Below are 13823 nucleotides of genomic sequence, written 5' to 3'. Positions count from 1 at the left end.
TTGCCTGATGACCATAGCGAGTCGGTCCCACCCCTTCCCATCCCGAACAGGACCGTGAAACGACTCTACGCCGATGATAGTGCGGATTCCCGTGTGAAAGTAGGTAATCGTCAGGCTCCCTAAGCCAGAAACCCCCGCCCGAAAGGCGGGGGTTTTTGCATTTCAGCGGCGGAAATGCATGGATGGTGGAGAGAAGAGCGCTCCATCCATCACATCCCGACGGCACACCCGCCAGATCAATCAGCCGCCATCCTGCAGTCAATCCTCACCCCGGGAGCGAAATCACACGATTTGATACGATCGACGTGCCGTCGGCGATTGCACACGTCGACGTTCATGTTCGAAACCAGGGCTTGATGGAGAGGGCGGGAATGAATATCGGCGACGCGTCGCGCGAATCCGGAGTCAGCGCAAAGATGATCCGGTACTACGAACAGGTCGGTCTGCTTGCGCCAAGCAAGCGTACTGATGCCGGCTACCGGATCTACGGCGCAGACGAGATCCATATCCTGCGCTTCATCCGTCAGGCGCGACGCCTTGGCTTTCTCGTCGAGGACATCCGCAAGCTGCTGATGCTCTGGCAAGACCGTTCCCGCGCGAGCGCCGAAGTGAAGTCGATTGCCCTCGAGCATGTGGCCGAACTCGACAAGCGCATCGCCGAGCTGAGCGACATGCGCGACACACTGGCCGATCTTGCTGCGCACTGTCATGGTGACGGGCGGCCAGAATGCCCGATATTGGCGCGTCTGTCCGACCCTGTCGATGAACCAAATTAGTGCGCCCGCTCGACGTCCAAATCAGGCCTCGACTCGATTTTCATAAAAATCAATGGGTTATGCGATGTTGGCGGCCAGCCATTCCGATTAGGAATGGTTTCCATGCAAGTATTTCACTAGCATCTTGGTGCGGCATCGCTATAATTCGGGATAACCCTATACGGGAAATCCCTGAACACCGATTCACCAGGGGTCCCCCTTCCTTGGAGAATGTCATGATCGCCTACATCGTCGAAAAGCTGAGCAACTGGTTCGAATCCGCAGAACGTGAACGCCGTGAGGCCTACCTTGCCACGTCGTCGGACATCGTCCAGCTCGAGAGCCGCATCCGCTCGCTGGAAACCAACGGCTACTCGCTGTAATCGGAGTCGCCGTCAGGTGCCACGTGGCACCGAACGATAAGCAAGCCCCGTATTTGTCGGGGCTTTGTCTTTTTGTGCGCCGGATCTGGCGCAATCGTCAGTGCAGCGCTATGGTATGCACCTGCTTTTCATCCTGAAGGACACGATCATGCGTTTGCGTCTCGATGTGCGTCGAAGTGCCCGCGCGCGTCTCGTTCTGGGGGCGGCGGTGCTTGTTCACGGACTCGCGGCTGTTGCCGCGACGCCGTCCAAGCCGCTGATTCTCGATACGCAACGCGGTATCCAGGACGGCAAGGGCGGGCTGGTGCTGCAAACGGCACCGTTGTCTTCCGAGCCGATCGTCGAGCCCGCAGGGATGCGGGCTCCGGCCGGGCAGGCGCCGAACACGTCGGTTCCGCTGTTCGTCGCGCCGTATATCAATGTCCCCGCATGGGGTGGGCAGCCGGCCAACCAGCCGAGGCTCGCGCCGAGACCTCAGCCGTAACGGCCAGTCGCCCGATCAGTTTCCGCGGTGCTCGATCTGGCAGCGGGCGCCGCTATCCTGTCCGAGCATCTCGACTAGGTAGGGCAGTGCCTCGTTCATGCTCTGGGCGAGCGTATACGGCGGATTCAGAATGAACATCCCGCTGCCGTAGAGACCCAACCCGTCAGTCGGCGGATTCGACACCGTCAGTGTCAGGTGCAGCCAGTTGTTCGGTTGCAGGCGCTTCAACTGCTCGGGAAAACGCTGCGATTCCGTCCGGGTCACCTGCGGGTACCAGACTGCATAGCATCCCGTCGCGAATCGCTTCAGACACTCCGTCACGCAAGCCACTGTGCGCGCGTAATCCTTCTTGTCCTCGTAGGACGGGTCGATCAGCACGAGTGCGCGTCGCGGCGGCGGCGGCAGCAGCGCCTTGATGCCTTCGAAGCCGTCGCCGGCGAAGATCATCGCGCGTCGCCCTGCATCGCGAAAATTGTGGCGCAGCACGTCGATTTCTGTCGTGTGCATTTCGAACAGGCGCATGCGGTCCTGCTCGCGCATCGATCGCCATGCGATGTAAGGGGAACCCGGGTAGAAGCGCAGTTCACCGTCGTCGTTCAGCGCGCGCACTTCATCCACATAGTCGCCCAGCGCCTCCGGCAGGTTCTTTTCGTTCCACAGCCGGCCGATGCCGGTGTCGAATTCCGACGTCTTCGCCGCGTAGCCGTCGCGCAGCGAGTACACGCCGGCACCTGCATGCGTGTCGATGTACCAGTAAGACTTGTCCTTCTTGTTCAGGTAGCGCAGCAGCTGGACGACGACGGCGTGCTTGAGCACATCCGCGTGGTTGCCTGCGTGAAAACCGTGACGATAACTGAGCATGGCGGGCTGCCTGAAACGAAAGGTGAATCGATGAAAGCGATCGATCGTGCGCGGCCGTCAGGCCAAGCGCCGATGCGGGCCGCTATTGTACGCGAGTGGTCGCGCATCGCCTTACTCGTACGCGTCGCCGACCACCTCCTCGATGCGTTGCTTCACATCCGGCGTCAGCTTCACGGCAACGTCGAGCGCGCGCATGTTGTCACTGATCTGCTCGATCCGCGACGCGCCGGTGATGACTGAACTCACACGCGGATTTGCGAGTACCCACGCGATCGCGAGCTGGGCCGTGCTGCAGCCGAGCTCGGCTGCAATTGCGCCGAGCCGTTCGACGATGTCGTTGGCGGCCGGATTGGTCAGGCGGTCGCGCATCCAGTCGTAACCCTGCAACTGTGCGCGGCTGCCGGGCGGCACGCCGTTACGGTACTTGCCGGTGAGCAGGCCCGATGCCAGCGGGCTCCAGGTCGTGAGGCCGAGACCGTAGTCTTCGTAGAGCCGCGCATATTCCTGTTCGACCCGCGTGCGGTGGAACAGGTTGTACTGCGGCTGCTCGACGACCGGCTTGTGCAGGTGATGCCGCTCGGCGATCTCGCACGCAGCACGGATCTCGTCGGCACTCCATTCCGATGTGCCCCAGTACAGGGCCTTGCCGCGCACGATCATGTCGCTCATCGCCCAGACGGTTTCCTCGATCGGCGTGTTCGGGTCGGGGCGATGGCAATAGACGAGGTCGACATAGTCGAGTTGCAGCCGGCGCAGCGAGCCGTCGATGGCGTTCAGCAGGTATTTCCGGTTCAGCGTGTGATATTGATTCGGCGCTTCGGCGAGCCCCCAGAAGAATTTCGTGGACACGATGTAGCTGATGCGCGGCCAGTCGAGCGCCTTGATCGCGTGGCCCATGATTTCCTCGGACTTGCCGCCGGCGTAGACCTCGGCGTTGTCGAAGAAATTGACGCCCGCGTCGCGCGCCGCAGCCAGGCATTCGCGCGCGACCCGCTGGTCGACCTGGTTGCCGTACGTCACCCACGAACCGAGCGAAAGCTCGCTGATCTGCAGGCCGGAGCGGCCTAGCCGTCGATAGTGCATGCGAATCTCCTGCGTGACAGAACCGACCTTAAGCTTAGACGTTTTGCGCGCGAACGGCGGGGCCGATCGTGCACAATGACGGCTGGCCCGCCAGCACGATCACGCGACGGTAGCGGATTCGGCGGGCGCGTGTTTTATCGATCCGACAACGGGAGGAGACGGACATGGCAGCACATCTGAACGGCAAGACCGCAGTCGTCACGGGCGCCGCGAGCGGCATCGGCAAAGAAATCGCACTCGAGCTCGCGAAAGCGGGCGCGGCCGTCGCGATCGCCGACCTGAACCAGGACGGCGCGAACGCGGTCGCCGACGAGATCGTCAAGGCGGGCGGCAAGGCGATCGGCGTCGCGATGGACGTGACGAACGAGGACGCCGTGAACAGCGGTATCGACAAGGTGGCCGAGACGTTCGGCTCGGTTGACATCCTCGTGTCGAACGCGGGCATCCAGATCGTCAACCCGATCGAGAACTACGCGTTCTCCGACTGGAAGAAGATGCAGGCGATCCACGTCGACGGCGCGTTCCTGACGACCAAGGCCGCCCTCAAGCACATGTACAAGGATGATCGCGGCGGTGTCGTGATCTACATGGGTTCGGTGCACTCGCACGAAGCGTCGCCGCTGAAGTCGGCGTACGTGACGGCCAAGCACGGCCTGCTCGGCCTGGCGCGCGTGCTGGCGAAGGAAGGCGCGAAGCACAACGTGCGTTCGCACGTCGTGTGTCCGGGCTTCGTGCGCACGCCGCTGGTCGACAAGCAGATTCCGGAGCAGGCGAAGGAGCTCGGGATCAGCGAAGAGGAAGTGGTGAAGAAGGTGATGCTCGGCAATACGGTCGACGGCGTGTTCACGACCGTTCAGGACGTCGCGCAGACGGTGCTGTTCCTGTCGGCCTTCCCGAGCGCCGCGCTCACGGGCCAGTCGGTCGTCGTCAGCCACGGCTGGTTCATGCAGTGATGCGGATGCGGGCGGGGTCGCTGCCCGCCGGTGAATGGCATAAAAAACGCGCTCCACGGAGCGCGTTTTTCATTTTGGCAGGGCGGGGCCGATGACGGCTGCCGCCTGCTCGAGCCGCATTACTTCAGGACGGCTGCGACCGCATTGGCGACCGCGTCGAGGTTGCGCGTGTTCAGTGCTGCGACGCAGATCCGGCCCGTGCCGACTGCGTAGATGCCGAACTCGTCGCGCAGGCGATCGACTTGCGCCGAGGTCAGGCCCGAATACGAGAACATCCCGCGCTGCTCGTTGATGAAGCTGAAGTCGCGATCGACACCGCTTGCCTTCAGGCGCTCGACGAGACCATTGCGCATTGCGCGAATGCGATCGCGCATTTCACCGAGTTCCTGCACCCACGAAGCGTGCAGTTCCGGCGAAGCGAGCACTGCTGCGACCACGGCGCCGCCATGGGTCGGCGGGTTCGAGTAGTTCGTGCGGATCACGCGCTTCAGTTGCGACAGCACGCGCGTCGCTTCTTCCTTGCTCGACGTGATGATCGACAGTGCGCCGACGCGCTCGCCGTACAGCGAGAACGACTTCGAGAACGACGACGACACGAATGCGTTCAGGTCAGCTGCGGCAAACAGGCGCACGGCAGCAGCATCGGCCTCGATGTTCTCGCCGAAACCCTGGTAGGCCATGTCGAGGAACGGCACGAGGTTGCGCGCCTTCACGACGTCGACGATCTGTTGCCATTGTGCTTCGGTCAGGTCCACGCCGGTCGGGTTGTGGCAGCATGCGTGCAGCACGACGACCGTACCCGCTGCGTAGCCGTTCAGTGCCGACAGCATGCCTTCGAAGTTCACGCCGTTGGTGGCAGCGTCGTAATACGGGTACGCAACGACTTCGAAACCGGCTGCTTCGAACAGCGCGCGGTGGTTTTCCCAGCTCGGATCGCTGATCGCGACCTTCACGTTCGGGTTCACGGTGCGCAGGAAATCGGCGCCGATCTTCAACGCACCCGTGCCGCCCAGTGCCTGGGCCGTGACCACGCGACCTGCTGCGATCAGCGGCGAGTCGTTGCCGAGCAGCAGCTTCTGCACGGCCGCATCGTAGGCGGCGATGCCGTCGATCGGCAGGTAGCCGCGGGGCAGGCCGGCCTCGACACGCGCCTTCTCTGCTTCACGAACCGCGCGCAGCAGCGGAATCTTGCCTTCTTCGTTCGTGTACACACCGACGCCGAGGTTGACCTTGGTCGGACGCGTATCGGCGTTGAAGGCTTCGTTCAGGCCCAGGATCGGGTCGCGGGGAGCAAGCTGGACAGCGGAGAAGAGCGACATGATGATTCGGCAGTAGTGAAAAGAGGGTCAGGCTTTCAACGGGCGGGGCGGGCGCGGTGGATGAACCGCGCGCTGGCAGGCACGACGCCGGAAAGCGCAGCAGCCTGACATTGTAGCGAATTCACGCAGGCGGGGGCGGCGTTTCGGCGGCGAAATTCGGCCGGGGAGCGCGATTTCGGGCGGCCGTCGCGCGTCAGGAGCCGACAGCAGTTCGCGAGGCCGCGAAGCGCTAGAATGCTTTCTTTGCCCTCGCTCCGGCCGCATTCCATGTCCGAACATAAAGCCGAAACCGGCGACGCGCTCGACGAATCGAAATTCGTGACCTTCGAAGGGTCGCCGTTCCAGCTGTATCAACCGTATCCGCCCGCAGGCGACCAGCCGACCGCGATCCAGACGCTCGTCGAAGGGGTCGAGGATGGTCTCTCGTTCCAGACGCTGCTCGGCGTGACGGGCTCGGGCAAGACCTTCACGATGGCGAACACGATCGCGCGACTCGGCCGCCCGGCGATCGTGTTCGCGCCGAACAAGACGCTCGCCGCGCAGCTCTACTCGGAATTTCGCGAGTTCTTCCCGCGCAACGCGGTCGAGTACTTCGTCTCGTACTACGACTATTACCAGCCTGAAGCGTACGTGCCGCAGCGCGACCTGTTCATCGAGAAGGATTCGTCGATCAACGAGCACATCGAGCAGATGCGGCTGTCGGCGACGAAGAGCCTGATGGAGCGCCGCGATGTCGTGATCGTCGCGACGGTGTCGGCAATCTACGGTATCGGCAATCCGTCCGAATACCACCAGATGATCCTGACGCTGCGCGCCGGCGACAAGCTCGGCCAGCGCGACGTGATCGCGCGGCTGATCGCGATGCAGTACACGCGCAACGAGCAGGATTTCCAGCGCGGCACGTTCCGCGTGCGCGGCGATACGATCGACATCTTCCCGGCCGAACACGCGGAGCTGGCCGTGCGCGTCGAACTGTTCGACGACGAGGTCGAGACGCTGCAGCTGTTCGACCCGCTGACGGGGCGCGTGCGGCAGAAGATCCCGCGCTTCACCGTGTATCCGTCGTCGCACTACGTGACGCCGCGCGACACCGTGATGCGCGCGGTCGAGACGATCAAGGACGAACTGCGCGAGCGGCTCGAGTTCTTTCACAGCGACGGCAAGCTCGTCGAGGCGCAGCGCCTCGAGCAGCGTACGCGCTTCGATCTCGAGATGCTGCAGGAACTCGGCTTCTGCAAGGGCATCGAGAACTATTCGCGGCATTTCTCGGGCGCGGCGCCCGGCGATCCGCCGCCGACCCTCGTCGACTACCTGCCGCCCGATGCGCTGATGCTGCTCGACGAATCGCACGTGCTGATCGGCCAGTTGAACGGCATGTACAACGGCGACCGCGCGCGCAAGGAAAACCTCGTCAACTACGGGTTCCGGCTGCCGTCGGCGCTGGACAACCGGCCGCTCAAATTCCCCGAGTTCGAACGCAAGATGCGCCAGGTCGTGTTCGTGTCGGCCACGCCGGCTGACTACGAGAAGCGCGTGACCGGGCAGATCGCGGAGCAGGTCGTGCGGCCGACCGGGCTCGTCGATCCGGAAATCGAAGTGCGGCCGGCGAGTTCGCAGGTCGACGACGTGCTGGCCGAGATCAACGCGCGCGTGAAGGCCGAGGAGCGCGTGCTGATCACCGTGCTGACGAAGCGCATGGCCGAGCAGCTCACCGAGTTTCTGGCCGATCACGGGGTCAAGGTGCGTTACCTGCACAGCGACATCGACACGGTCGAGCGCGTCGAGATCATCCGCGACCTGCGGCTCGGCACGTTCGACGTGCTGGTCGGGATCAACCTGCTGCGGGAAGGGCTCGACATTCCCGAGGTGTCGCTCGTCGCGATCCTCGACGCGGACAAGGAGGGCTTCCTGCGCGCGGAGCGCTCGCTGATCCAGACGATCGGCCGCGCGGCGCGGAACGTGAACGGCAAGGCGATCCTCTACGCGGACAACATGACCGAGTCGATGAAGCGCGCGATCGGCGAGACCGAACGGCGCCGTGCGAAGCAGATCGCGCACAACGAAAAGATGGGCATCACGCCGCGCGGTGTCGTGAAGCGCATCAAGGACATCATCGACGGCGTCTACAACGCGGACGAGGCACGCGCCGAGCTGAAGGAAGCGCAGCAGCGCGCGAAATTCGAGGACATGTCGGAAAAGCAACTCGCCAAGGAAATCAAGCGCCTCGAGAAGCAGATGGCCGACTACGCGAAGAACCTCGAGTTCGAGAAGGCCGCCGCGACCCGCGACCAACTTGCGCTGCTGCGCGAGCGCGTGTTCGGCGCGAACGTCGGCGATCACGTCAGCGGCGGCCGGTAAATCTTTCCAAGCGTCACCGAAACCCTGCGGTAACGAACCTGTAAGCCTTGTCGGATCAGGGGTTTACACGGCTCGTCGTTTGTTCAGAAACAGGTTCGGTGCTAAACTTCGTGATTATTGAGAATTGTTCGCATTAACGTTCTTCGTCGCGTTAGTGTTTTCAGTGGGCCGGCTGGTGTTCGGTCCGCATGGTTCCAGATCAAATAACAAGGAGTGTCCATGTTGGGTTCTTCGTTCATCCGCACGACGGTTGCGGTAGCGGCGGCGCTTGCCGCGATGTCGGCCTCGGCTGCCGAATATCCGATCGGCAAGCAGCAGATCCAGGGCGGCATGGAAATCGGCGCGGTGTACCTGCAGCCGATCACGATGGACCCGGAAGGGATGATGCGCAAGGCGTCGGATTCCGACATCCACCTCGAGGCCGACATCCATGCGGTCAAGAACAACCCGACGGGTTTCGCGGAAGGCGACTGGATGCCGTACCTGCAGGTCACGTACAAGCTGACGAAGCAGGGCGACACGAAGTGGAAGGCTGAAGGCGACCTGATGGGCATGGTCGCGAGCGACGGTCCGCACTACGGCGACAACGTGAAGCTGAACGGCCCGGGCAAGTACCACCTGACGATGGTCGTCAAGCCGCCGATGCAGACGGGCCACATGGCGTTCGGCCGTCACATCGACAAGGAAACGGGGGTGGGTGCATGGTTCAAGCCCATTACCCTCGAGTACGACTTCCCGTTCGCCGGTATCGGCAAGAAGGGCGGTTACTGATCGGTGGCATCACGAACGGCGCGCTTCGGCGCGCCGTCGGCGTAGAGAACCCAGAATGAAAATTCCCCAGAAAATCGTTGCCGCAGCCGCTGCGTTGTGGCTAGCCGGCGCAGCGTACGCTGCCGATCTGCCGACGTTCAAGCTCGAGATGACGGACGGCAAGCTGAACCCCGCCCGCATCGAAGTGCCGGCCGGCCAGCGTTTCAAGATCGAGATCAAGAACACCGGCAAGGGCGCCGCCGAATTCGAGAGCGTGCAACTGCGCAAGGAGAAGGTGCTCGCGCCGGGCGCCGATTCATTCGTGGTCGTCGCACCGTTGTCACCGGGTGAATACAGGTTTTTCGACGATTTCCACCAGCAGGCGCAGGGCGTGATCGTCGCGAAGTAATGCGTTTTATCTGCGCGCGGGCACACCAGCCCGGTGTACTGCGCGTCAGGAGGTATCGATGGGTCAGATCTTGTTCATCGTCTGGCGGGAGAGCGTCGAAGCGCTGCTCGTCGTCGGCATTCTCTATGCATGGCTGAAAAACGGCGACGATGACGCGCGCCGCGGCTTGCCTTTTCTCTGGACCGGCGTCGGTGTCGGCCTGCTGATGGCCGTCGGCCTCGGTGCCGCATTGGTCGGTTTCACCGAAGTGCTGTCCGGCGACGCGCAGGACTACTTCCAGACCGCCATGGTGCTGATCGCATGCGTGCTGATCGTGCAGATGGTGCTGTGGATGCGCCGGCACGGCCGCACGCTGAAGCGCGACATGGAGCAATCGCTGCAGCAGAGCACGCGCGATTCGAACTGGTGGGGCGTCGCGGTGCTGGTCGCGCTCGCGATCGCGCGCGAAGGCAGCGAGACGGTGATCTTCCTGTACGGTCTCGGTTTCGGCCAGTCGGGTCACGTCGACGGCAGCCAGATGCTCGCGGTGGTGATCGGCCTGGGCCTCGCGTTCTTCACGTTCTACCTGCTGCAGCTCGGCGGCAAGTACTTCTCGTGGCGGCATTTCTTCCGCGTCACGGAAGTGATGCTGCTGTTCCTCGGCGCAGGCCTGTTCCAGACCGGTGTCGACAAGCTGATCGACAAGGAAATCCTGCCGCTCGGCATTTCGCAGGTGTGGGACACGTCCGCGATCCTCGATGATTCGGGCACGTTCGGCTCGCTCGTCGCCACGCTGACCGGCTATCGTGCTCACCCGGCGCTGACCAACCTGGTCGCGTATGCGGTGTACTGGGCGGTGGTCTGGCTGCTGATGAAGCGCGCGAGCCGTCGTCCGTCGGTTGCGGCAGGTCGCGCGGCATGAGTGTTGTCGCCGCAGCCAAGCAGGGCTGGCTCGCGCAGGCCGGCCAATGGATGCAGCGCCACGGTGCGCTGATCCGCGGCATCCAGTGGGCCGTCGTCGCCGTCTATGCGTTCCTGATCATCGTGCCGGCGGTGTTGCCGCTGCCGGACGACTCCGCGCACCTGTGGAACAACCTCACGCTGATCGCGCAATTCACGTTCTGGGGCATCTGGTGGCCGTTCGTACTGCTGTCGATGGTGATGCTCGGCCGTGTCTGGTGCGGCGTGCTGTGTCCGGAAGGTGCGCTCACCGAATTCGCGAGCAAGTTCGGCCGCGGCGGCCCGATTCCGCGCTGGATGCGGTGGGGCGGCTGGCCGTTCGTCGCGTTCGGGCTCACGACGATCTACGGGCAGATGGTGAGCGTGTACCAGTACCCGCTCGCGGTGCTGTTCGTACTCGGCGGCTCGACCGTCGGCGCGATCGTGATCGGCGTGCTGTACGGCCGCGAGAAGCGTGTGTGGTGCAAGTACCTGTGCCCGGTCAACGGCGTATTCGGGCTGCTCGCGCGGCTCGCGCCGATGCGCTACAAGGTCGACGAGGATGCATGGCGCCGGTCGTACAAGAACGGCGAGCATGGCCATCGCGTGATTCCGATCAACTGCGCGCCGCTCGTGCCGTTGCGCAACATGAAGGGCGCGGCGGACTGCCACATGTGCGGCCGCTGCAGCGGGCACCGGGATGCGATCTCGCTGTCGTTGCGCTCGCCGTCCGACGAAGTCGTGAACCTCGGCGCGCAGCAGGCGAACCCGTGGGACACCGCGCTGATCCTGTACGGCCTGCTCGGCGTCGCGATCGGTGCGTTCCACTGGACCGTCAGCCCGTGGTTCGTGCAGATCAAGCAATGGCTCGCGGGCTGGCTGATCGACCATGACATCACGTGGCCGCTCGAGACCAATGCGCCGTGGTTCCTGCTCACGCACTATCCCGATCGCAACGACGTGTTCTCGTGGCTCGACGGCGGGCTGGTCATCAGCTACATCGTCGGCACGGGGCTCGTGTACGGCACTGCGCTACTGGTGCTGCTGGCCGGCGCCACGCTGATGCTCGGCCGCTTCGATCGCGTGCGGCTGCATCATCTTGCACAGGCGTTGATTCCGATTGCGGGCGCGGGCGTGTTCCTTGGCCTGTCGGCCACGACACTGTCGCTGCTGCGTGCCGAGCATGTGCCGCTCGGCTGGGCGACCGATGTGCGCATCGCGATCCTGGTCGGCGCCAACGCATGGAGTGCGTGGCTCGCGTGGAAAGTGACGGGGCGCTATGCGGGCTGGCCGCGCCGGCTTGCGGCATTCGCGTGGTTCGCTGCCGGGCTTGCCGTCATCGACAGCGCATGGTGGTTGATGTTCTGGGGTTTCTGAAGCGGATCGCGTGCCGCTTCGGCGGTCACGCAGCGACGCGGTAACGAACCTGGGCGGCATGCTTCACGCATGGGCCGCCCAAACAAAAAAGCGACACGTCGAAGGACGTGTCGCTTTTTTTCTTCCTTGTGCGAGAACCAAAAAAAGTGGCTTGGCTTGCTGCAACGGCTGCTTGAGTGTGTTTGCACGAAGGGGTCTAGATCTCGCGTGCAAGCCGTTACGCTGGCTACTGCCCAACACCTCTCAGGGAGGTGGTCCCCACAATACTCTGTCTTACTTCGTCAGGATCAGTTTGCCGAGCCGTGTGGCGCGCAACTGATAGGTCTCTCCGTTATGCGCGATGCTGACGTGGCTTTGGCCTTGCAGCAGCGCATCGCTGTTGACGACCCGCGTGCCTGCTTCGCGGTTGCCGGCAGGTTTCGCCGGCGTGGTGACCGCTGCCGTCTTCTGACGGCTGCTGCCTGCGGTGCCGGTCGTGCGGCGCAAGGTCAGCGTGGTCGGGGTCGGGCGCATGGTGTCGGTCATTCGGTTGATCGGTGACTGTCGATACGATGGAATGAATTCTAAATGATAACTATTCCCATTTACAAAAACTCTTTATCGATCGAAATGACAAATCTGATAGCTTGAGTCAAAGGGGCGGCCCGCGGGCCGCCACCGGGTTCAGTGCAGCGGATCGGGGTCCTTGCGGCCCTGCGCGTACTCGCGGATCAGGCGGACCGTGTCGATATCCGACGTGCGATACGCTTCCTTGACGATCCCGTGCGTTTGACGCGCGTCTTCGCTGTCGTCCGAGACGACCAGCGTCGTGCGGTATTCGAAACGCAGGAACAGCTCGTGATCGTCGCGCTCCTCGATCGTCATCGTCAGCGAGCCGCCGATCTCGCCGTCGGCGGCGAGGATCTCGTAGCGAACCTGATGGTTCGGCGTGAACGTGACGTGGTCGCGCACGGTCGCGTGACCGTAGTGCAGCTCACGTTCGAGCGTCGTGTCCGTCCGTTCGTGGACGACACAGCTGTCGAGACCGAGCACGAACAGTTGCGGCTGTTCGGCGCGCAGCACGAGACCTTCCCAGAGCTGGTCGCGGGTGAGGGTCGGCACGGCCGGATCGTCGGAATTGATCTGGATCAGATGTTCGAAGTTCAAGGGGACGGGTTCCTTCTGGTGGCGGGCGGCCACGTGGTTCAAGGAGTCATTGTGACGCAAAACGGGCGGTTTCGCGGCACCTGCGCGCCCGTCCTTGCGTCATGCTTCGATGCGACCCATGCGACCGGTCTGGTAGTCGACGACCGCCTGCCGGATCTCTTCCTCGGTGTTCATCACGAACGGGCCGTAGCGGACGATCGGCTCGTTGAGCGGCACGCCGCCGATCAGCAGCAGGTCGAGCGGCGTGTCGCCGGCGGCGAACGTGACCGTGTCGCCGTCATCGCAGTACACGACCATGTGTCGTGCATCGACCGCCTGCCTGGCGGGCCCGTAGAGGCCCGTTCCGTCGATCGGATAGGCGAACACGCGATAGCCGGCCGGGACGGCCTGCGTGACCGTTGCGCCCGGCTGCAACGTGAAATGCTGGTAGAGGATCGGTGTCCGTGTCTCGATCGCGGCGCGGACACCGAACGCTTCGCCGGCGATCACGCGCACACGTGCGCGGCCGTCAGGCGAGGTCGCGGTCGGGATGCGGTCGGCAGGGATCTCCTGGTAGCGCGGTGCGATCAGCTTGTCGCGGCGCGGCAGGTTGACCCACAGCTGGAAGCCGTGAGACCGGCCGCCCGTCTGCGCGAATTCAGGATCGGGCATCTCGCTGTGCACGACGCCGGCGCCCGCCGTCATCCATTGCACGTCGCCCGGGCCGAGCGTGCCGGCATGGCCGGACGAGTCGCGATGGCGGAAGCGCCCGTCGAGCGCGTACGTCACGGTCTCGAAGCCGCGATGCGGATGGTCGGGCGCGCCCTTGGCTTCGCCGGGCGCGTAGTCGACGGGACCCATTTCGTCGAGCAGCAGGAACGGATCGAAATCCATCAACAGCCGGGTCGGGAACGGTCGATGAACCACGAAGCCGCCGCCTTCGGTCGTGCGAAGCGCGGGGTAGGTGCGGTCAAGCGAGCGAGCGGTCGTCATGCGGATACCCTCGAAATGATCGGAATAGCGTTATTTTTGAAACATAGCGCTATTA

15 protein-coding genes and 1 rRNA gene are annotated in these 13823 nt (G+C 63.5%); 10 read left to right on the top strand and 6 right to left on the bottom strand.

All coding sequences use genetic code 11. From position 1 onward, the window contains the following. Positions 1–3: 3 nt before the first annotated feature. From rrf to CFB50_RS12385, 4 genes are all read left to right on the top strand, one after another. Positions 4–116, top strand: a 5S ribosomal RNA gene (gene rrf / locus CFB50_RS12400). 255 nt (positions 117–371) lie between these two features. Continuing rightward, positions 372–776, top strand: coding sequence for a Cu(I)-responsive transcriptional regulator (gene cueR / locus CFB50_RS12395; RefSeq protein ID WP_069248450.1), 405 nt, complete (start codon positions 372–374; stop codon positions 774–776). A gap of 215 nt (positions 777–991) precedes the next feature. Then, positions 992–1138, top strand: coding sequence for a DUF3563 family protein (locus CFB50_RS12390; RefSeq protein WP_006478295.1), 147 nt, complete (start codon positions 992–994; stop codon positions 1136–1138). Between the two features lie 115 nt (positions 1139–1253). After that, positions 1254–1622 carry a hypothetical protein gene (locus CFB50_RS12385; protein WP_174945519.1) on the top strand — a complete coding sequence of 123 codons (369 nt, stop codon included), beginning with the start codon at positions 1254–1256 and terminating at the stop codon, positions 1620–1622. A 15-nt stretch (positions 1623–1637) separates the two neighbouring features. Here the strand turns inward: CFB50_RS12385 and CFB50_RS12380 are convergent, their stop codons facing one another. Together CFB50_RS12380 and CFB50_RS12375 are read right to left on the bottom strand one after the other, a co-directional pair. Beyond that, a complete protein-coding gene (locus tag CFB50_RS12380; RefSeq protein WP_069248449.1) occupies positions 1638–2483 on the bottom strand; it encodes a 23S rRNA (adenine(2030)-N(6))-methyltransferase RlmJ in 846 nt (281 codons plus the stop codon). 111 nt (positions 2484–2594) lie between these two features. Further along, positions 2595–3566, bottom strand: coding sequence for a potassium channel beta subunit family protein (locus CFB50_RS12375; RefSeq protein ID WP_089446017.1), 972 nt, complete (start codon positions 3564–3566; stop codon positions 2595–2597). Between the two features lie 164 nt (positions 3567–3730). On the opposite strand from CFB50_RS12375, the gene CFB50_RS12370 reads away from it, so the two are divergent. After that, a complete protein-coding gene (locus tag CFB50_RS12370; RefSeq protein ID WP_089446016.1) occupies positions 3731–4519 on the top strand; it encodes a 3-hydroxybutyrate dehydrogenase in 789 nt (262 codons plus the stop codon). A gap of 119 nt (positions 4520–4638) precedes the next feature. Here the strand turns inward: CFB50_RS12370 and CFB50_RS12365 are convergent, their stop codons facing one another. Beyond that, a complete protein-coding gene (locus CFB50_RS12365; protein WP_089446015.1) occupies positions 4639–5838 on the bottom strand; it encodes an amino acid aminotransferase in 1200 nt (399 codons plus the stop codon). A 267-nt stretch (positions 5839–6105) separates the two neighbouring features. Here CFB50_RS12365 and uvrB point away from each other — a divergent pair, with 267 nt between their 5' ends. From uvrB to CFB50_RS12335, 5 genes are all read left to right on the top strand, one after another. Beyond that, positions 6106–8196 carry an excinuclease ABC subunit UvrB gene (gene uvrB, locus CFB50_RS12355; protein WP_089446014.1) on the top strand — a complete coding sequence of 697 codons (2091 nt, stop codon included), beginning with the start codon at positions 6106–6108 and terminating at the stop codon, positions 8194–8196. 219 nt (positions 8197–8415) lie between these two features. Then, a complete protein-coding gene (locus CFB50_RS12350; protein WP_021163417.1) occupies positions 8416–8967 on the top strand; it encodes an iron transporter in 552 nt (183 codons plus the stop codon). A gap of 55 nt (positions 8968–9022) precedes the next feature. Then, complete coding sequence (locus tag CFB50_RS12345; RefSeq protein ID WP_089446013.1) at positions 9023–9355, top strand: cupredoxin domain-containing protein; 333 nt, start codon at positions 9023–9025, stop codon at positions 9353–9355. Positions 9356–9413: 58 nt separating this feature from the next. Beyond that, positions 9414–10256, top strand: a complete 843-nt coding sequence (locus CFB50_RS12340) for an FTR1 family iron permease (RefSeq protein WP_069248444.1) — start codon at positions 9414–9416, stop codon at positions 10254–10256. Then, complete coding sequence (locus CFB50_RS12335; RefSeq protein WP_089446012.1) at positions 10253–11650, top strand: 4Fe-4S binding protein; 1398 nt, start codon at positions 10253–10255, stop codon at positions 11648–11650. Before CFB50_RS12340 ends, CFB50_RS12335 begins: the two co-directional genes overlap by 4 nt. Positions 11651–11923: 273 nt before the next feature. Here CFB50_RS12335 and hemP read toward each other — a convergent pair whose 3' ends face one another. The 3 genes from hemP to CFB50_RS12320 form a co-directional block, all read right to left on the bottom strand. Then, positions 11924–12175 carry a hemin uptake protein HemP gene (hemP, locus tag CFB50_RS12330; protein ID WP_089446011.1) on the bottom strand — a complete coding sequence of 84 codons (252 nt, stop codon included), beginning with the start codon at positions 12173–12175 and terminating at the stop codon, positions 11924–11926. A 138-nt stretch (positions 12176–12313) separates the two neighbouring features. Further along, on the bottom strand, positions 12314–12796 hold the full coding sequence (locus CFB50_RS12325) for an SRPBCC family protein (RefSeq protein ID WP_089446010.1): 483 nt from the start codon (positions 12794–12796) through the stop codon (positions 12314–12316). Positions 12797–12895: 99 nt separating this feature from the next. After that, entirely contained in the window at positions 12896–13768 is an 873-nt protein-coding gene (locus tag CFB50_RS12320; protein ID WP_089446009.1) for a pirin family protein, read from the bottom strand. Positions 13769–13823: the final 55 nt, after the last annotated feature.

It is taken from the genome of Burkholderia sp. AU33423 (genome assembly GCF_002223135.1).
In the GTDB taxonomy this organism is placed as follows: Bacteria; Pseudomonadota; Gammaproteobacteria; order Burkholderiales; family Burkholderiaceae; genus Burkholderia; species Burkholderia lata_D.
The sequence above is the reverse complement of the archived record's forward strand: the minus strand, read 5'-3'. Positions and strand labels throughout refer to the sequence as shown.

Coding starts and splice junctions, on each gene's coding strand:
- cueR (WP_069248450.1), top strand. CDS start 372: ATGAATATCGGCGACGCGTCGCGCGAATCCGGAGTCAGCGCAAAGATG.
- CFB50_RS12390 (WP_006478295.1), top strand. CDS start 992: ATGATCGCCTACATCGTCGAAAAGCTGAGCAACTGGTTCGAATCCGCA.
- CFB50_RS12385 (WP_174945519.1), top strand. CDS start 1,254: ATGCACCTGCTTTTCATCCTGAAGGACACGATCATGCGTTTGCGTCTC.
- CFB50_RS12380 (WP_069248449.1), bottom strand. CDS start 2,483: ATGCTCAGTTATCGTCACGGTTTTCACGCAGGCAACCACGCGGATGTG.
- CFB50_RS12375 (WP_089446017.1), bottom strand. CDS start 3,566: ATGCACTATCGACGGCTAGGCCGCTCCGGCCTGCAGATCAGCGAGCTT.
- CFB50_RS12370 (WP_089446016.1), top strand. CDS start 3,731: ATGGCAGCACATCTGAACGGCAAGACCGCAGTCGTCACGGGCGCCGCG.
- CFB50_RS12365 (WP_089446015.1), bottom strand. CDS start 5,838: ATGTCGCTCTTCTCCGCTGTCCAGCTTGCTCCCCGCGACCCGATCCTG.
- uvrB (WP_089446014.1), top strand. CDS start 6,106: ATGTCCGAACATAAAGCCGAAACCGGCGACGCGCTCGACGAATCGAAA.
- CFB50_RS12350 (WP_021163417.1), top strand. CDS start 8,416: ATGTTGGGTTCTTCGTTCATCCGCACGACGGTTGCGGTAGCGGCGGCG.
- CFB50_RS12345 (WP_089446013.1), top strand. CDS start 9,023: ATGAAAATTCCCCAGAAAATCGTTGCCGCAGCCGCTGCGTTGTGGCTA.
- CFB50_RS12340 (WP_069248444.1), top strand. CDS start 9,414: ATGGGTCAGATCTTGTTCATCGTCTGGCGGGAGAGCGTCGAAGCGCTG.
- CFB50_RS12335 (WP_089446012.1), top strand. CDS start 10,253: ATGAGTGTTGTCGCCGCAGCCAAGCAGGGCTGGCTCGCGCAGGCCGGC.
- hemP (WP_089446011.1), bottom strand. CDS start 12,175: ATGACCGACACCATGCGCCCGACCCCGACCACGCTGACCTTGCGCCGC.
- CFB50_RS12320 (WP_089446009.1), bottom strand. CDS start 13,768: ATGACGACCGCTCGCTCGCTTGACCGCACCTACCCCGCGCTTCGCACG.